Origin of the sequence: Lapillicoccus sp. (genome assembly GCF_046595215.1) — a bacterium.
Taxonomy (GTDB): domain Bacteria; phylum Actinomycetota; class Actinomycetes; order Actinomycetales; family Dermatophilaceae; genus Lapillicoccus.
The window spans coordinates 1-17,644 of record NZ_JBKJPP010000099.1 but is presented as its reverse complement, the minus strand read 5'-3'; the positions used below and the strand labels follow the sequence as shown (position 1 = coordinate 17,644).

Here is a 17,644-nt window from a genome sequence, read left to right as displayed (position 1 = left end):
GTGGGGGTCACCGGACAAGGGTAACTGCGTCCGAGACGGTGCACCGGTCCGCGCTGTTCAGACGTTCGACACGGTGGCGACGACCCGGGCCCGCACGGCGGGAGTCTCCCACCGTCGCCCGGTACGGCGCAGACTCGCCAGCGACGTGAGGCCGAGCACGGCGCCGGCGCCGACCGACCACGTCCACGGCGCCACCTGCCCCAGGGTGCTGAACAGCAGGCCGGTGAGCGTGGCCATCACCGACAGCCGGGCGGAGTAGCCGACCATGACGGCCGGGGGCGCTGGGGTGGCCCGGGCCCGCCGCAGGTCCACGCCGAACGGACGACGGACCGACCACCGCAGCGACGAGGCCACGACCCACAGCGACACGACCGCCGCGGCGGCGAGGGTGGCGGCGAGCTCGGCTGCGGTGGGCACCCCGGCGCGCGTGCCGGAGACGACGACAGTGGCGAGCTCGGCCACGACGAGCATCTCGGTGAGGACCCACGCGCGAGCGCGCAGCGTATGCCGGGGGGAGACGGGCAGGCTCTCGCGCCACACGGCGCCCCGGGCGTCGAGGCACCACGCGTTGACACCGAAGAGGAGGGCGCCGCCCGAGGCGGCCAGGCCCGGCAGCACCGGGACGACGGCCCACTCGAGCTGGCCGGCGAGCGCCACGAGCATCGGCAGGACGGCGAGCAGGACGATCCCGCGCCGCAGCGGGGCCGATCGCCACACGCTGGCCCGGTCGATCCGGACGAGGGCCCGCAGCACGCCGGCGGGGTCCCGGCGGGGTGGATGGCTGCGGGTCTCGACCGAGGTCTGGACCCGTGGCGGGCGGCGGCCGGCGCGGCGTGCCGCCACCGCACCGAGGGGCACGGCTGCGCCGGTGAGCAGGGCCAGGACGAGCAGGCCGGCGAGCCAGCTCCCCCACTGGCCGGCAGCACCGGCGCGGGACAGCTCGACCACCGAGCCGCCTCCGAGCGAGGTCGCCCACGCAAGCAGGTGACCCCGGGCGGCCAGCCCCAGCAGCGCCGCACCGAGGACGACCGCGCCGGACCGGACCACCCAGGCCCCGCCGCGGTGCAGGCGGACGATCTCGATGAGCCACGACAGGACCTGCGCGACGCTCGTGGCGGCTGCGACCCAGAGCACGACGGGCAGCTGGGCCGCCCAGAGCCGCTCCGGGCCGGAGACGGCCGCGACCGCGGCGAGCAGCGCCCAGGCCTGGACGATCCACGCGAGGTTGAGGGGCGCCAGGAGCAGGCTGGCGAGGTGGTCGGTCGTCGTCCCCAGCGGGAAGGCCACCGCCTGCTCGGCGGGGACCATCTCGCGCCCGCCGGCGGACGCGACGCCGGCGATGGTGGCGGTCGCCAGGAATCCCAGCACGGCTGCCGGCAGGGAGGTCCGCAGCTGCTCGTGCAGCTCGGACGGGACGGGCACGAAGGCCGGCAGGACAGCAGCCACCACGGTGACCAGGACGAGCAGGCTGGCGCCGAGCACCAGGCCCAGCCGGGCCCGGGGGGCCAGGACGGCGAGCCGCAGCTGCAGGAGGGGCAGGAGGGACCGGGCGGGACCGGGCGGCCGGGCGGGACCGCGGGACGCGGCCCCGGCGGAGGACGTCAAGGCGGACGGGCCAACCGGGTCAGGCGAGGAGCGCGCGGTAGGCACGGTCACCGCCCTCGCCGGCCATCTCGGCCGCGGCGACGCTCGCCACGGTCGTCCCCCCACGCAGGACGACCGCGTGGTCGCAGGCCGTGACGGCGAGATCACGCAGGTGGGTGGAGACGAGCACGGCAGCGCCACGGGCCCGCGCGTCGGCGATGCACTCCAGGGTGGCGTCCACCCCGGTCGGGTCGACGCCGTCGAAGGGCTCGTCGAGGAGCAGCACCGCCGGCTCGTGGAACACCGCGAGGGCCACGGACATTCGCCGGCTCATCCCGTGGCTGAAGCCGGCCGTGACGCGATGGGCCTCACCGCCGAGGTCGAAGCGCTCGAGCAGCTCGCGGGCACGCGTCTCCCACCCGCGCATGCCGCGCAGCCTGGCGCTCAGCTGGAGGTGGTCCCAGGGGGTGGCCCGCGGGATGAGGCCGCCGACGTCGGGGCAGTAGCCGATGACCTGCTTGGCCTCGAGCGGGTGGGTCGAGAGGTCGACGCCGCCGACCCGGGCACGGCCGGTCGTGGCCGGCGCGACGGCCGCGAGCACGCGCATCGTCGTCGACTTGCCGGCGCCGTTGCGGCCCAGCAGGGCCGTCGCGCTGCCGGCCTCGACGCAGAGCGAGACGCCGCGCACCGCGCTCACCGTCCCGAACTGGACCCACAGGTCGTCGACCTCCACGAGCACCGTCACCGTCGAAGTCTGCCGCCTCCGCCTGCCGTTCGGGAGCCGGGGCCGACAGATCGTCCGAACGGCCCGGGACGTCCGACCGATCGGGGGCACCCGGCATACCCCCAGCCTGTATGCCGGGGAGCCGGCATGCCGAGGAGCCTGTATGCCGTGGGGCCGGTGTGCCGGGGAGTCGGTAAGGGGGAAGGTCAGCCGTAGAGCGCGTCGAGCTCCGGGCGGTAGGTGTCGGTCACGACCCTGCGCCGCAGCTTCAGACTCGGCGTGAGCTCACCGTTCTCGATGCTGAGGTCGTGGTCGAGGAGGGTGAACCTCTTGATCGTCTCCCACCGGTTCAGCCCTGCGTTGAGCTCGTCGAGGTAGCCCTGGACAAGGTCGTGTGCCTGGGTCGACCGGGCGATCTCTGCGTAGGACTGCCCGGCCATCCCGTGGGCGGCCGCCCACCCGGTGATCGCGTCGGCGTCGAGGGTGATCAGCGCCGAGGCGAAGTGGCGCCCGTCGCCGTGGACGAGGAACTGGCTGACGTAGGGACAGATCCCCTTGAACCTCGCCTCGATCATCGACGGGGCGATGTACTTGCCGCCCGAGGTCTTGAAGAGATCCTTCTTGCGGTCGGTGATCCGCACGAAGCCGTGCTCGTCGATGGTGCCGATGTCCCCCGTGTGCAACCATCCGTCGACCATCGCCTCAGCGGTGTCGCCCGCACGCTGGTGGTAGCCGCGCATCACGCCCGGCCCCTTGACGAGGATCTCGCCGTCCGCAGCGAGGGTGACCTCGGTCCCGGGCAGGGGCCACCCGACGGATCCGAAGGCATAGCAGCCGGTTCGGGGCCGGTTGACGCAGGTGGCCGCACTGGACTCGGTCAGGCCGTAGCCCTCGATCACGAGCAGACCGACGGACGCAAACCAGCGGGCGACGTCGGGGTTGAGCGCCGCAGAGCCGGAGATGAAGAACTTGATCCGTCCCCCGAACCGCTCACGGACCTTGGCCAGCACCAGCCGGTCGGCGATCGCGTGCTGGCGGGCGAGCATCCCCGACGGCTCCTGGCCGCGCTCGCGCTGCGCCGCCACCTGGGCGCCGACGCCGAGGGCCCAGTCGATGAGCCGGCGCTTGATCCCCCTCTCCTGCGCGAACATCAGGGAGATCCGGCCGTAGGCCTTTTCGAAGATCCGTGGCGCGGCGCCCATGAACGTGGGTCTGATGATGGCCAGATGGTCGACGATCTTGTCGATCCGTCCGTCGATGGCGGTGGCGAAGCCGATCTGCAGTGGCAGGACGAGCAGCAGCTTGCCGAAGACGTGCGAGAGCGGCAGCCAGAGGAACTGCAGGTCGTCCTCGTCCAGGAGCGAGACCGAGGCGATCGCCGCGCCCTCGTAGACGAACGCGTCGTGGGGCAGCAGCACGCCCTTGGGCCGGCCGGTCGTGCCGGAGGTGTAGATGATCGTCGCGAGGTGCTGCGGCGTCAGCGCGTCGATGCGGGCGTCGACGGCACCAGCGTCCGCGGCCAGCAGCTCGCGCCCCAGGTCGGCGAGCCGGTCCGCCGAGATGACCCAGTCGTCATCCTCCGCCTCGGCCGCCGACCCGCCGAAGGCGACGACCCGTGTCACGCCGGGGATCTCCCCGCGACTCCCACGCAGCTTGGCCACCTGGGTGTCGTCCTCGGCGAAGACGACCGTGCTGCCCGAGTCGGCGAGGATGAAGGCGACGTCGGGCGCCCCCGACGACGGGTAGATCGTCGTCGTCGCAGCGCCCGCGCACACGATGGCGAGATCGGCGAGGGCCCACTCGAGCCGCGTCGTCGACGCGATCGCCACCCGGTCCTCCGGTCCGACGCCGAGCGAGATCAGTCCCGCGGCCCACTCGAACGCCCGGTCGCGGGTCTCGTCCCAGGTGATGCTCTCGAGCGACTCGCCGCGGAAGTAGTGGAAGGCCGGCCGGGGTCCGGAGGCGGCCACCCGGTCTCGGAAGAGGTGCCCGATGCTCGGCGCCCGCTCGTCCAGCGTGATCTGGTTGACGGTCTCGTCCCTGACCGAGCGCTCTGGCACGACAGCTCCCCTGGTGTCCGGGGTGCCGGACCGGTCCCGCACCTTCAGCGATCCTCGCAGCCCACCTGGAGCGCCGGAAACCCTTGCGGCGACTTCGACACCAGACCGACATCCTCGGCGACGGCTCGCGGGCGGCGTCTCAGCCGCACGACCGTCACCGCGACGCCGATCATGAGCAGCACTCCACCGAAGGCCGTCCCGGTGGTCGGGCGCTCGCCGCGCGCCAGCCACGCGGTCGCGATGCCGCTCACCGGCACCAGCAGGGTGAAGGGGACGACCACCGCCGCGGGGTGGCGCGCGAGCAGCGTGTTCCACACGCCGTAGCCGAAGAGCGAGCAGAGGTATGCCGTGTAGAGCGTCGACCCGACGGTCACGAGGTCCGCGTGACGCAGTCCGTCGGCGATCGCCGCCGGACCGTCGAGCACGAGGGAGAGGCCGAGGAGCGGCACGGGGACGACGAGCGCGGACCACACCGTCATCCCGAGTCCCGACTGGGCGCCGACCCGCCGGGCGACGACGTTGCCGCCCGCCCAGGCCAGGGCAGCCCCGAGGCAGAGCATGAGGGCGAGCAGCGGGGTGGCGGCGCTGCGCCCGACGGCGACGACGACCAGTCCGATCAGACCGATGAGGACCCCGACCTGCTGGCGCGCGGTCGGCCGCTCCCGCAGCGCGACGGCCGCGAGGATGACGCTGAACATCACCTGGACCTGCAGGACGAGCGAGGCCAGCCCAGGGGGCATCCCCAGGTGCAGCGAGGTGTAGAGCAGCCCGAACTGGGCGACGCTCATCAGCATTCCGACCAGCACGATGTCCCGCCATGGCACGTCCGGGCGACGGACGAGGAAGATCGCCGGCACGAGGACGACGACGAAACGCAGCGCCGCGAAGGTCAGCGGGGGCATGTCGTGCAGACCCGCGTCGATGATGACGAAGTTGGCGCCCCACACCAGGGCGACGAGGACGGCGAGCAGGACGTGACGCAGCGGCATGGGTCCATCGTGCCGGTCGCAACCATGTAGGACCAGCAACGTCTCAAGCCTTCAACAAGGTAGTCTTGCTACATGATCGACCTCGTCGCCCTCCAGGCCCTCGGGGCGGTGCAGGCGCACGGTTCGGTCGTCGCCGCGGCGGACGCGCTCGGCTTCACTCCCTCCGCCGTCTCCCAGCAGCTGAAGAAGCTCGAGCGCCAGACGGGCACCCCGGTGCTGGAGAGGTACGGCCGCGGCGTGCTGCTGACCGACCACGGCCGGCGCCTTGCCACCCGGGGTGCCGACCTGCTCGCGTCGATGGAGGCGCTCGAGTCCGACCTCGACGCGGCCGGTGCCCGGGTCGAGGGCCGGGTGCGCCTGGCGGCGTTCTCCACGGCCGTGCGCGGTCTCGTCGCCCCGATGCTGGCCCGTGTCCGCGCCGACGGGGTCGACCTGGACGTCTCCGTGGTCGAGCAGGACCCGGTCGAGTCCCTCGCGCTCGTCGCTGCCGGACAGGTCGAGGCCGCACTCGTCCACACCTGGGGCGACACGGTCCTGCCGATCGCCGACCACCTCCAGACTCGCGTGATCGGCTCCGACGTCGCGGACGTCCTCGTCCCCGTCGGGCACCCCCTGGCCTCCCGGGGGCAGGTCACCCCCCAGGACCTCGTCCACGAGGTCTTCGCCTGCGCCCCGGCTGGCAGCGTGTGCCACCAGTGGATGTCCCGGATGTTCGTCCACACCGGCGGGTCGCCGCGGATCGCGTTCTGGGCAGCGGAGTTCAGCTCTCACATCGCCCTGGTGGAGCACGGGGCAGCCGTCTCGCTCATGCCCCGGCTGGGTCGCCAGCTCCTGCCGCCGGGGGTCGCGGTGCTGGCCGTGGCCGACCCCGTCCCGACGCGCACCGTCTCGATCGCCTGGCGCCGAAGCATGTCGTCGAGCCCGAACATCGCCTACCTGCGCGACCTCCTCGTCGAGATCGCGCCGGGTCTCGGCCTCGACCCACCCGCCTGAGGCCCCGGCAGCCCCGCCCCGCCCGGCCCTTCAGGAGGGGACGATGACCGCGAGGATCTCGCGACACTGCTGCACGTCGGCGGTCATCTGCTTGATGAGGGCCTCGATGCCCTCGTACTTCACGGTCGGCCGCAACCGCCTGACCAGCTCGTAGGAGACCTGCTCGCCGTAGAGGTCGAGGTCCGCCCGGTCGAGGACGTAGCCCTCGACCCGTCGTTGCGTCCCCTCGAAGGTCGGGTTGCTGCCGATCGAGATCGCCGCCGGCAGGACCCGGTCCGGCGCGCCGTCCGGCAGGTCGAGCCGCACGAGCCACCCGGCATACACGCCGTCCGCGGGGACGAGACCCTCGACGTCCTGGCTGAGGTTCGCCGTGGGGAAGCCGAGCTCACGGCCGCGGTGGTCGCCGTGGACGACCGTGCCCGTCACCTTGTGCGGGCGACCGAGGACGGCGGCGGCCGACTCCACGTCGCCCTCGCCGAGGTGGCTGCGGACCATCGAGGACGACCACCGCGCGCCGTCGCCGAGGTCGGTGAGGGCCACGACCTCGACGTCGTGCTCGACCCCGACCCGACGCAGCGTCTCCACGTCGCCGGAGTTGCGCACCCCGAAGCGGGTGTCCTCGCCGACGACGACCACGCTCGCGTGCAGCGCGTCGACGAAGACGGAGACCGCGAAGTCCTCGGGCGTCCACTGGGCGAACTCGGTCGTGAACTCGAGGACGAGGACGGCGTCGATCCCCGCGCCTTCGAGCAGGGCGAGGCGCTGTCGCAGCGAGGTCAGCATCCGGGGGGCGCGCTCTGGGTGGAGCACCGCGACCGGGTGGGGGTCGAAGGTCACCGCGACGGAGACCGCGTTGCGCTTCGATGCCTGCTCCACGACCTGGGCGAGCACGGCGCGATGGCCGCGGTGGACCCCGTCGAAGTTGCCGAGCGTGACAACGCTCCGCCCGATGTCTTCGGGGATCTCGGATAGTCCGTTCCAGACGTGCACGGAGCACACTCTACGAACCCTGCGGCCCGGCCACGACCTCGGACGGGGGTGAGTCGCATCGCCCTAGGCTGTGCGGGTGGCCACCTTCGTCGCTCTGCTCACCCCGTCGAGCAACCGCGTGTATGCCGGTGACGCCCCCGCGGTGACGGCCGCGGAGCTGCGGGTGCTCGGCCGGAGCGCCTTCGGGGCCGGCGTGACGGCCGTTCACCCGACGACGATCGCGGGGGTGGGCTACCTTGAGGTGACCCTCGACGGGGAGCCCCGCCCCGAGGTCCTCGGCCAGCTCGCTGCGGTCCACGCGCTGTTCGAGCGGGAGGGCGAGCTGCTGCGCCCCATGCCACTGACCCGGACCGAACGCTTCGACGACGACCTCCTGAGCATCCCGAAGTATCCCGGCAAGACCAACGAGCAGTTCACCCGCGTCCTCCTCAACGTCACGCTCGCCTCGACCGCGTGGGCGGGGGAGCTCGCGAGCCGGAAGTTTTCGGTGCTCGACCCCCTCGCCGGTCGCGGCACGACCCTCAGCTGGGCGCTGACGCTCGGCCACGACGCGGCGGGGGTCGAGATCGAGGCGCGCGAGGTCGAGGCCTACTCGGCGTTCCTGCGGACCTACCTGCGCCGCAAGCGGGTCAAGCACACGATCGACCTGCATCCGGTGCGCCGCAACGGAAGGCACGTCGCCGACCTGCTCGAGGCAGAGCTCGGTGCTGACCGCGAGGCCTATCGCGCGGGAGAGCGCCAGTCCCTCGAGCTCTTCGCTGCCGACACCCTCGCCACCGCGGACCTCTTCGGGAAACGGCGGTTCGACGTCATCGTCACCGACGCGCCCTACGGCGTGACCCACGGGAGCCGGGCCGGTGGCGCTCGCGCTGGAGGGCGGGGGCGCGCTGGAGGGCCGGCCGGCGGGCGGGACCGCAGCCCCGGCGCGCTGCTCGAGGCGGCCGTCCCGGTGTGGGTGTCGGTGCTCCGCACCGGCGGGGCCATGGGGGTCGCCTGGAACACCCACGGCCTGTCCCGTGCAGACCTCGCGGCGATCTGCACCGGCGCCGGGCTGACGGTGTGCGACGACGGGCCCTACCTCGAGTTGGCCCACCGGGTCGACGCCGGGATCCGCCGCGACGTCCTGGTGGCCCGCAAGGTCTGACCCGGTTCTGCCGTTGGTCAGCTGGGCTGGAAGACGACGTGGGCCCGGGCCAGGGGCGCCGACTCGTCGAGCATGGCGACCAGCAGCCCGCCGGGGCCGACCGCCGCGACGACGGGCTCCCCCATCCGGGCCGAGGCGATCCGCTGCCCGTAGCCGATGGCCCTGGCCTCGTCGGCGGTGACCTCGTGCACGACGAACTGGGCGCGGGCGGCCTCCCCCATCGGCACGAGCGGTATGCCGGGTGCCTCCCCCGCCGCCGCGGTTGCGTCCGGCAACTGGGTCGCCATGGCCGCCGAGTTGCCGGACGCAAGGGACTCGAGGTCGTGGGCGTCGACGATGTCGAAGCGTCCGACCCTGGTCCGGCGCAGCGCCGTGAGGTGTCCCCCGACGCCGAGGGCGGCGCCGAGGTCACGGGCCAGGGCCCGGACATAGGTGCCGGACGAGACCTCGACCTCGATGTCGACGTCGACGACCGCCCCGAGGGGACGCACGTCAAGGACGTCGAGGCGGTGCACGGTGACCGGGCGGGCGCTCAGCTGGACGTCCTCGCCCTGGCGGACCCGGTGGTAGGCGCGCTCACCCCTGACCTTGATCGCGCTCACCGACGACGGCACCTGCTGGATGGGGCCGGTGAGCGAGAGAGCGCGTGCCCCGATGGCCTCCAGGGTCACCCCTGACGCGTCCGTGGCGATGGTCAGCGCGCCCTCGGCGTCGTCGGTGACGGTCGACTCCCCGAGGCGGATCGTCGCCGTGTAGGTCTTGTCGCACCCGACGAGGAAGGTCAGCAGCCTGGTGGCCCGGTTGACACCGAGGACCAGCACCCCGGTCGCCATCGGGTCCAGGGTGCCGGCGTGACCGACCTTCCGCGTGCCGCAGATCCGGCGGGCGCGCGCCACGACGTCGTGGCTCGTCCAGCCCGCGGGCTTGTCGACGATGAGGAGGCCGTCAGCCCCGTTCGACATCGCCCGGGACGGTGCTTGCGGTGCCCGCGGTGCCCGCGGTGCTCGCGGTGGCCTCGGGGACTCGGACGGGGCCGGCTGGGCCGGCTGGGCCGGCGCGCTGGTCGCCCTCCTGGTGGTCGTCCTCGTCCTCGTCCTCTTCCACCGGCTTGCGGTAGGGATCCGCATCACCCGCGTAGGCCGCACCCTCGCGGACCCGGGCCAGTTCGGCGTCGCGCGCCCTGGTCGCGACGATGACGTCCTCGAGGTGGGCGGCACCCTCCGGGAGGGCGTCGGGGATGAACTCGATGACGGGCGTCAGCCGGATGCCGATCTGCTTGCCCACCGCGCTGCGGATCTTGCCCTTGGCCGACTCCAGGGCTGCGGCCGTGTCGACCCGCTCCAGCTCACCCCCGAAGACGGTGTAGAAGATCGTCGCGTGCTGCAGGTCGCCGGTGACGCGCACATCCGTGATGGTGACGAAACCGAGGCGCTCGTCCCTGACGCGGTGCTCGAGGTGCTCCGCGACAATCACCTTGATGCGATCGGCGACCTTCTTGGCGCGGGCTGGGTCAGCCATGACGGTGCCCTTTCAGATTGGGGTGTCGCTCCCCGGATGCTGATGTCCGGCGACCCGGGGAAGGTGGTGTGATTAGCGGCATACCGCAGCGGGTGGGTCTGCAGGCCTTCACCGGCGCCTGGGACCCACCCGCCGCGAACGGCGGGTCGCCGCCTACGCTCGTGGCTTCACGCGCATCTCGAACGTCTCGATGACGTCGTCAACCATGATGTCGTTGAAGCTGCCGAGGTTGACACCACACTCGAAGCCCTCGCGGACCTCGGTGACGTCGTCCTTGAACCGGCGCAGACCACTGATGTCCACGTTCTCCGCGATGACGGTGCCACCACGCAGGATCCGGGCCTTGTTGCCGCGCTTGATCTCGCCGGAGCGGACCAGCGAGCCGGCGACGTTGCCGAACTTCGAGGACTTGAAGACCTCGCGGACCTCGGCGGTGCCGAGCTGGATCTCTTCGTACTCCGGCTTGAGCATGCCCTTGAGCGCGAGCTCGATCTCGTCGATCGCCTGGTAGATCACCGAGTAGTAGCGGATCTCCACACCCTCGCGGTCGGCGACCTCGGCGTTCTGGCCCTCGGCCTTCACGTTGAAGCCGATGATGATCGCGCTGGACGCCATCGCCAGGTTGATGTTGTTCAGCGTGATTGCACCGACCCCGCGGTCGATGATCCGCAGCTCGACCTCGTCGCCGACGTCGATCTGGAGCAGGGCGTCCTCGAGCGCCTCGACCGACCCCGACGCGTCACCCTTGAGGATGAGGTTGAGGGTGTCGACCTTGCCCGCGGCGAGGGCCTCGTTGAGGTCCTCCAGGCTGATCCGCTTGCGGGCCTTGGCCAGCGACGCCGCCCGGGTGGCGGCCTCACGACGCTCGGCGATCTGGCGCGCGGTCCGGTCGTCGGGAGCCACCAGGAAGGTGTCTCCGGCGCCGGGGACGGAGGTCAGTCCGAGGACCAGCACCGGACGCGACGGGAGCGCCTGCGTGATGTTGCTGCCGTGCTCGTCCAGCATGGCGCGCACGCGGCCGTAGCCGGAACCGGCGACGATCGAGTCGCCGACCTTGAGCGTCCCGGACTGGACGAGCACCGTCGCGACCGGGCCACGGCCCTTGTCGAGGTGGGTCTCGATGGCGACACCGCGAGCGTCCTTGTCGGGGTTGGCCCGCAGGTCGAGCGCCGCGTCCGCCGTCAGGAGCACGGCCTCGAGCAGGGCGTCGATGTTGTCGCCGTTCTTGGCCGACACGTTGACGAACATCGTCTCGCCGCCGTACTCCTCCGCCACGAGGTTGTACTCGGTCAGCTGCTGGCGGATCTTCTCGGGGTTCGCGCCTTCCTTGTCGACCTTGTTGACGGCCACGACGATCGGCACACCCGCAGCCTGGGCGTGGTTGAGCGCCTCGATGGTCTGCGGCATGACGCCGTCGTCTGCGGCCACCACGAGGATCACGATGTCCGTGACCTGGGCGCCGCGGGCACGCATGGCGGTGAACGCCTCGTGACCCGGGGTGTCGATGAAGGTGATCGGCCGCTCGATGCCCTCGTGCTGGGCGACGATCTGGTAGGCGCCGATGTGCTGGGTGATCCCGCCGGCCTCGCCCTCGCCGACCTTGGCCTGACGGATCGCGTCGAGAAGCCTGGTCTTTCCGTGGTCGACGTGACCCATGACCGTGACCACCGGGGGCCGCGGCGCGAGGTCGTCGTCGTCCTCGGCCTCGAGCTCGGCGTCGAGGTCGATGTTGAACTGCTCGAGCAGCTCACGCTCCTCGTCCTCGGGGGAGACGACCTGGACGTCGTAGCCGAGCTCCGCGCCGAGGAGGCGGAAGGTGTCCTCGTCGAGGGACTGGGTCGCCGTGGCCATCTCCCCGAGGTGGAACAGCACGGTCACCAGCGAGGCGGGGCTGGCGTTGATCTTGTCGGCCAGCTCGGTCAGCGACGCGCCGCGGCGCATCCGGATGAGCGTCTTGCCGTCACCGCGGGGCACCTGCACGCCACCGAGCGACGGGGCCTGCATCTGCTCGAACTCCTGGCGCTTGGCGCGCTTGGACTTGCGCCCACGCACCGGACGACCGCCACCGCGACCGAAGGCACCCTGGGTGCCCCCACGGCCGCCGGGGCCACCGCCACCGGGACGGCCGGCGAAACCGCCGCCACCACCTGGGCGACCGGCGAAGCCACCGCCACCAGCGCCGCCAGCACCGCCGGCGCCACCACCGGCGCCGGGACGGGCGCCTCCGGGGCCGGGGCGACCACCGCCCGGACCGCCGGGCCGGGTGCCCGGACGGCCCGTGGCCGCACGGTCGGGCATCATGCCCGGGTTGGGACGGCCTGCGCCGCCGGGGCGCGGTCCTGCTGCGCCGGGACCCGGCCGGGGACCGGCTGCGCCGGGCGCACCCTGACGGGACTGCGGGCGGGGCATGCCTTGGCTGGGGGCGAAGGGGTTGTTGCCCGGACGGGCAGCACCCTCGCGCGGAGCACCCTCACGCGGAGCGCCCTCACGAGCGGCGGCGCCGCCCTGGGGACGGCCCATGCCCTGGCTCGGGGCGAAGGGGTTGTTGCCCGGTCGCGGCTGGTTGGGGCGGGGGGCCGGACGAGGTGACGCCGGCACCCCGGGTCCGGCCTGGCCGCCGTCACGCGCGGCGGCGACACCGCTCGGGGCGTCGGTCCGGGCCGGACGGGGGCCGGACGCGGTTGGAGGAGCGGCTGCGGGGCTGACGGCGGCCGCCGCAGGGGCCGGGGCAGAGGCCGCAGGTGCCACGGTCGCAGGTGCCGGGACGGACGAGGGGCCGGGTACCGGGATTGACGGGGCCGGGACGGCCGAGGGCGCGGGGGCGCTCGTGGGAGACGTCCTCCGTGCGGGGGAGGGCACTGCCGGTGAGGCCGCCGCGGGCGATGGCGCCGTTTTGGCGGAGCCACCGGCTCGCAGTTCGGGCGGGAACGTCTCCTTGATGCTGCGGACGACGGGGGGCTCGATGGTCGACGACGCCGACCGGACGAACTCGCCCTTCTCTTTCAGATAGCTGAGCAGCGTCTTGCTCTCGACGCCGAGCTCTTTGGCGAGCTCATAGACACGGACCTTGGCCACGGTTCTCCTCTTCGGGTGGTCCCACCCGGCAGGAGCTGCAGCGGGCGCGGACCTAGTTGTGGGGCTTGCTCATTGCTGAGTACTCATCGGGTGCTCATCAGCGTCTGACCCGCCTTCGGTTGGTGGTGCATCAACGGTGGACCTGCAGGAGGTCGAGGTGGGCCGCCACCTCGCTGACGTCCGGCCCGGCCTGCAGTCGCAGGGCCCGGACAAACGCCTTGCGGCGGACAGCCTGCTCGAAGCACGTGCTGCTCGGGTGCAGCCATGCGCCGCGCCCTGGCAACCGGTGTCGTCGATCAGGGACGATACGGACCTGTGCGGTCCCACTGCCCCTCACCGCGACCACTCGCAGGAGGACCGACCAGCTATCCGTGCACCGACAGCCCACACACATGCGGAGCGGGGTGCCCCCGGAGGGGCCCTCCGACACCGCGGGTGTGTCAACAGACTGCCGAGCACGGAGTCCAGTCCGGTCGGTCACCATCGAGTCTACCCCTTCCGGCTCCCCGGTTGCGTGCGCACTCCCTGCGGAGGCACCCGGTATGCCGGGTGCCTGCGGGCCGCGGGCCGCACCGTCACCGGTCACTCGGGATCGGAGGCGGCCCCGGTGTCCCCGTCGGTCCCCGAGTCTTCGACGGGCCCGGAGTCTTCGACGGTCCCGTCCGCCCCGGAGCCCTCGTCGGCCGGCGTCCGCTGGACACCCGGCGGGGGCGCCACCGGGTTGTCCGGCCGGATGTCGATCCGCCAGCCGGTGAGCTTGGCGGCGAGGCGGGCGTTCTGGCCCTCCTTGCCGATGGCGAGGGACAGCTGGTAGTCGGGGACGATGACCCGGGCAGAACGCAGCTGGCGGTCGACGATCTGCACCGACTGCACCCGGGCCGGTGACAGTGCCGCCGCCACGAACTCGGCCGGGTCCTCGGCGAAGTCGACGATGTCGATCTTCTCCCCGTGCAGCTCGGTCATCACCGCACGGACGCGAGCGCCCATGGGCCCGATGCATGCGCCCTTGGCGTTGACGCCCGGCTTCGTGGAGTGGACGGCCACCTTGCTGCGGTGGCCGGCCTCACGGGCGAGCGCGGCGATCTCGACGGTCCCGTCGGCGATCTCGGGCACCTCGAGCTTGAAGAGGTTGCGCACGAGGTTGGGGTGGCTCCGGGAGAGGCTGATCTGCGGGCCGCGCGGGCCCCGCTTGACGCTGACCACGTAACAGCGCAGGCGCTCACCGTGCGTGTAGCGCTCGCCGGGGACCTGCTCCGCGACGGGCAGGATCCCCTCCACCGTGCCGAAGTCGACGAGGACGTGGCGGGGGTCGGAGCTCTGCTGGATGATGCCGGAGACGACGTCACCCTCGCGGCCCTTGAAGTCACCCATGACCTGCTCGTCCTCGAGATCCCGAAGCCGCTGGACGATCACCTGGCGTGCGGTGGCCGCGGCCACCCGGCCGAAGTCGCCCGGGGTGTCGTCGAACTCCGGGCCGGGTTCGCCCCGCTCGGGCCGCTCGCCCTCCTCGGCGGGCAGCAGCTCGCCGTCCTCGCGAGCCCAGACGATCACGTGCCCCGTCTTGCGGTCGAGCTCGACCCGGGCGAGTCGGGACGAGCCGTCGGTCCGGTGGTAGGCGACGAGCAGTGCCTGCTCGATGGCAGGGATCAACACCGACATGCTGATGTCCCGGTCCCGCTCGAGGGCCCGCAGGGCTGCCAGGTCAATGTCCATCAGGGGTCTCCTCGTCATCAGCCGCTTCATCGGCCACGTTGCTGTCTGTCATGTCGTCATCGTCCGGCTCCAGCTCGTCCAGCTCGTCATCGTCCAGCTCGTCATCGTCCATCTCGCCGTCGCCCCGCTCGTCCGTCGGGCCCACCGGGCCGTCGTCCTTGCGGGCGAACTCGACCTGGACCCGGGCGGAGGTGATGGCACCGAGCGCGAGCTCGTGGTGCCTGGCCGGCGCCTTCTTCACTGCCGGCACCTCCAGTCCGACGCGGTCGGCGGACACCGAGGTGATCCGGCCCGTGAGCGTGTCACCGGACTCCAGCACCACCGCCACGAGCCGCCCCACATTGCGCCGGAACGCCCGGTGCCCCTGCAAAGGGCGGTCAACCCCGGGCGAGCTCACCTCGAGGGTGTAGGGCTGGGTGCCCATGAGGTCCCCCTCGTCGAGCGCGTCGCTGACCGCGCGGGTGGCCTCGGCCACCTCGTCGAGCGTCAGCGGCTTGACCCGGCTGGTGGTGTCGGAGGGCGCGAGGAAGGAGAGGTCGCGATCGACGAGGACCCGCACGACCCGACGACGGCCGGCCGGGGTGATGCTCAGGTCGTCAAGCACGAGCGAGAGGTCGGCGAGCGGCTGTCCCAGCGCTGGCCGGATCGTGTCGGTCACGGTGCCGCCTCCCAGTGTTCTCAAGTGTCTGCAGCGGCCGAGACCCTGAGGTCGCCTGCCGCGGAGACCACTGTATCGACGTTGCGTGCCGGTTCACGCCGCGAGCACGGGGGCCTGCATGCCATGATCGAGGTCATGTCCTCCGCAGCCGGTGCGTCTGCTTCCGGCCTGCCCTCGAGGCGCACGGTATTGCGGGCCGGCTCACGTCTCGCAGCCGGTGCTGTCACGGTCGCCCTCGGAGGCTGCGGTATCCGCCTCCAGGACGACGCCCCGGACCTCCCCCTGCTGCAGCGCCGATCCATCCCGGACGAGGCCGCCCTCATCGACGAGTTCCACCGGGCGACATCGTTGTCCCAGATGGCGGGACGGATTCCTCTTCCCACCGCCCTCGTCAGCCAGCTGGCCCATATCCACGACACCCAGGCGCAGGTCGTCCACGGACTCCTTTCCCGCGGCGGTGTCCCGGACCACGTCATCACCGCGGCCGCCCCGACGACTCCCACCGCTGCCACGACTGCCGCCTCCGCCACCGCGACGACCGCCGTCAGCGCGCCGCCACCTGCCACGGTGGCCCAGCTCACGGCCGCCGAGGCGTCGGCCGTCTCCGCGCAGGTGCTCGCCGGGGTGGCGGGTGCCACCGAACCCAACCGGAGCGTCCTGGCCTCCGTCGCCGCCCAGCGCGCGTCGGCGGCCGGCCTGCTCGGGGGCACCGTGACGTGGTCTGACGGCGACCCGCTCGCCCCTCCGACCGCGGCCCGGTTGCTCGAGGCGACCCGGCCGGTCGTCTACGCATTCGAGGTCGTCGCCGCCCAGCTGGCCGGCGACCAGCGTCCGCCAGCCCTCGCCACGCTCGCGGCGTTGCGCGTCCGGGAGGGGGAGCTGACCGGTGCGGCTGGCGCGTCGGCGACGGCCGACCCTCTGGGGTACGCGCTGCCCTACCCGGTCACCTCGCCGGACCTCGCCCGCCGGCTGGCCGGCGAGGTGCTGACGAGGCTCGTCGAGGGTGGTCTCGAGCTCATCCCCGTCCTGCCGGCCGGTTCCACCTCCCTCACGGCGGTCGTCCGGCTCCAGTCCCAGGCGCAGTTCCTGGCCCACGAGTGGGGCGCGGTGACGGTGCCGTTCCCCGGGATGGCCTACCCGTGACGGACCTCGTCCCGGCGGAGTTCGCCGAGGCAGTGGGTGCCTACGAGCCCGACCCCGTCGACGTCGATGCCCCATTTGCCGTGACCGGCGCGACGTGGCTACGTCGCCTGCCCCGACTTCTCGAGGACCTGTTGGCCAGGTGGGATCTCACCGTCGACGGACCGACGTGCTGGGGCCAATGCGCCGTCGTGCTGCCGGTCACGGGCCCCCACGGAACCGCGGCGCTCAAGGTGTCCTGGCCCCACCTGGAAGCCCGCTCCGAGCACCTCGCCCTGCGGCACTGGGAGGGCCACGGCGCGGTGCGGCTGGCCCGGGCAGACCCGGCCCGCTTCGCACTTCTGCTCGAACGCCTCGACGCCTCAACGGATCTCGTCGACGTTCCGATCGACAAGGCGTGCGGGGTCATCGGCGACCTCCTCGCTCAGCTCTCCTCCCCCGCCATCTCCCGGACCCCGACCCTCTCCGCGTATGCCGCGCGCCACGCGGTCGGCACGAACCGCGCTCTCGACGGCGGGCTCCCCCGGCGGTTCGTCGAGCAGGCCCGTCATCTTGCGGTCGATCTCGCCGCAGACCCCGTGGTCGACTCGTGCCTCGTCCACTCGGACCTGCATTACACGAACGTGCTCTCCGCAGAGCGACAGCCGTGGCTCGCCATCGACCCCAAGCCGATGGCCGGCGATCGGGCGTTCGAGGTCGCGCCCGCGCTGTGGAACCGGTCGGACGCGCTCGGCAGCGGATCCTCGGTCCGGTGGCTCCTGCGTCGTCGTGTCGAGATCATCTGCGAGCGCTCGGGCATCGACGAGGCCCGTGCCAAGGCCTGGACGATCGTCCGTGAGGTCGACAACGCGACGGGCCTGGCGAGCGGCTCGGACCGGGTCGGGCTCGCCGTCGCCATCATCAAGGCGATGAACGACTGACGCGGGTGGTGAGGCTGCCGGGACCTGCCCTGCCCCGGTCGTCGTGCGAGGTGTCACGCCAGGGGTTGCGCACGGTGAAGGTCTCGAGCCCCGTCGGTCCCCCTCGACATCGGCCGCGCCACTCACGACCTTCTCG

At 72.4% G+C, this 17,644-nt stretch carries 15 protein-coding genes; 4 read left to right on the top strand and 11 right to left on the bottom strand.

Annotated elements, in window-relative coordinates:
* Positions 1–57: 57 nt before the first annotated feature.
* The 4 genes from ACLL9L_RS07935 to ACLL9L_RS07920 form a co-directional block, all read right to left on the bottom strand.
* Complete coding sequence (locus ACLL9L_RS07935) at positions 58–1,605, bottom strand: hypothetical protein (RefSeq protein WP_411284104.1); 1,548 nt, start codon at positions 1,603–1,605, stop codon at positions 58–60.
* Between the two features lie 19 nt (positions 1,606–1,624).
* Entirely contained in the window at positions 1,625–2,329 is a 705-nt protein-coding gene (locus ACLL9L_RS07930) for an ABC transporter ATP-binding protein (RefSeq protein WP_411284103.1), read from the bottom strand.
* Between the two features lie 185 nt (positions 2,330–2,514).
* Positions 2,515–4,368, bottom strand: coding sequence for an AMP-dependent synthetase/ligase (locus ACLL9L_RS07925; RefSeq protein WP_411284102.1), 1,854 nt, complete (start codon positions 4,366–4,368; stop codon positions 2,515–2,517).
* Positions 4,369–4,412: 44 nt separating this feature from the next.
* On the bottom strand, positions 4,413–5,357 hold the full coding sequence (locus ACLL9L_RS07920) for an EamA family transporter (RefSeq protein WP_411284101.1): 945 nt from the start codon (positions 5,355–5,357) through the stop codon (positions 4,413–4,415).
* A gap of 72 nt (positions 5,358–5,429) precedes the next feature.
* Between ACLL9L_RS07920 and ACLL9L_RS07915 the strand changes: the two genes are divergently transcribed.
* Positions 5,430–6,350: a LysR substrate-binding domain-containing protein gene (locus tag ACLL9L_RS07915; protein ID WP_411284100.1), complete on the top strand. Its 921-nt coding sequence runs from the start codon at positions 5,430–5,432 to the stop codon at positions 6,348–6,350.
* Between the two features lie 30 nt (positions 6,351–6,380).
* On the opposite strand, the gene ACLL9L_RS07910 is transcribed toward ACLL9L_RS07915, so the two are convergent.
* The gene (locus ACLL9L_RS07910; protein WP_411284099.1) at positions 6,381–7,340 is read right to left on the bottom strand and encodes a bifunctional riboflavin kinase/FAD synthetase; all 960 of its coding nucleotides are present in this window, start codon (positions 7,338–7,340) and stop codon (positions 6,381–6,383) included.
* A gap of 76 nt (positions 7,341–7,416) precedes the next feature.
* Between ACLL9L_RS07910 and ACLL9L_RS07905 the strand changes: the two genes are divergently transcribed.
* Complete coding sequence (locus ACLL9L_RS07905) at positions 7,417–8,484, top strand: SAM-dependent methyltransferase (protein ID WP_411284098.1); 1,068 nt, start codon at positions 7,417–7,419, stop codon at positions 8,482–8,484.
* Between the two features lie 17 nt (positions 8,485–8,501).
* Here the strand turns inward: ACLL9L_RS07905 and truB are convergent, their stop codons facing one another.
* The 6 genes from truB to rimP all read right to left on the bottom strand — a co-directional run bounded on the left by truB (position 8,502) and on the right by rimP (position 15,448).
* Positions 8,502–9,446 carry a tRNA pseudouridine(55) synthase TruB gene (gene truB, locus ACLL9L_RS07900; RefSeq protein ID WP_411284097.1) on the bottom strand — a complete coding sequence of 315 codons (945 nt, stop codon included), beginning with the start codon at positions 9,444–9,446 and terminating at the stop codon, positions 8,502–8,504.
* Positions 9,430–10,002: a 30S ribosome-binding factor RbfA gene (gene rbfA / locus ACLL9L_RS07895; RefSeq protein WP_411284096.1), complete on the bottom strand. Its 573-nt coding sequence runs from the start codon at positions 10,000–10,002 to the stop codon at positions 9,430–9,432. Before rbfA ends, truB begins: the two co-directional genes overlap by 17 nt.
* A 153-nt stretch (positions 10,003–10,155) precedes the next feature.
* Positions 10,156–13,077 (bottom strand): translation initiation factor IF-2, encoded by a 2,922-nt coding sequence (infB, locus tag ACLL9L_RS07890; RefSeq protein ID WP_411284095.1) that lies wholly within the window; start codon positions 13,075–13,077, stop codon positions 10,156–10,158.
* A gap of 130 nt (positions 13,078–13,207) precedes the next feature.
* Entirely contained in the window at positions 13,208–13,471 is a 264-nt protein-coding gene (locus tag ACLL9L_RS07885) for a YlxR family protein (RefSeq protein ID WP_411284094.1), read from the bottom strand.
* Positions 13,472–13,659: 188 nt separating this feature from the next.
* Positions 13,660–14,790, bottom strand: coding sequence for a transcription termination factor NusA (gene nusA / locus ACLL9L_RS07880; RefSeq protein ID WP_411284093.1), 1,131 nt, complete (start codon positions 14,788–14,790; stop codon positions 13,660–13,662).
* The gene (gene rimP, locus ACLL9L_RS07875) at positions 14,780–15,448 is read right to left on the bottom strand and encodes a ribosome maturation factor RimP (RefSeq protein WP_411284092.1); all 669 of its coding nucleotides are present in this window, start codon (positions 15,446–15,448) and stop codon (positions 14,780–14,782) included. Before rimP ends, nusA begins: the two co-directional genes overlap by 11 nt.
* Positions 15,449–15,583: 135 nt before the next feature.
* Here rimP and ACLL9L_RS07870 point away from each other — a divergent pair, with 135 nt between their 5' ends.
* Positions 15,584–16,591, top strand: a complete 1,008-nt coding sequence (locus ACLL9L_RS07870) for a DUF4439 domain-containing protein (protein WP_411284091.1) — start codon at positions 15,584–15,586, stop codon at positions 16,589–16,591.
* Positions 16,588–17,508, top strand: a complete 921-nt coding sequence (locus ACLL9L_RS07865) for an aminoglycoside phosphotransferase family protein (RefSeq protein ID WP_411284090.1) — start codon at positions 16,588–16,590, stop codon at positions 17,506–17,508. The genes ACLL9L_RS07870 and ACLL9L_RS07865 overlap by 4 nt, the downstream gene beginning before the upstream one ends.
* Positions 17,509–17,644: the final 136 nt, after the last annotated feature.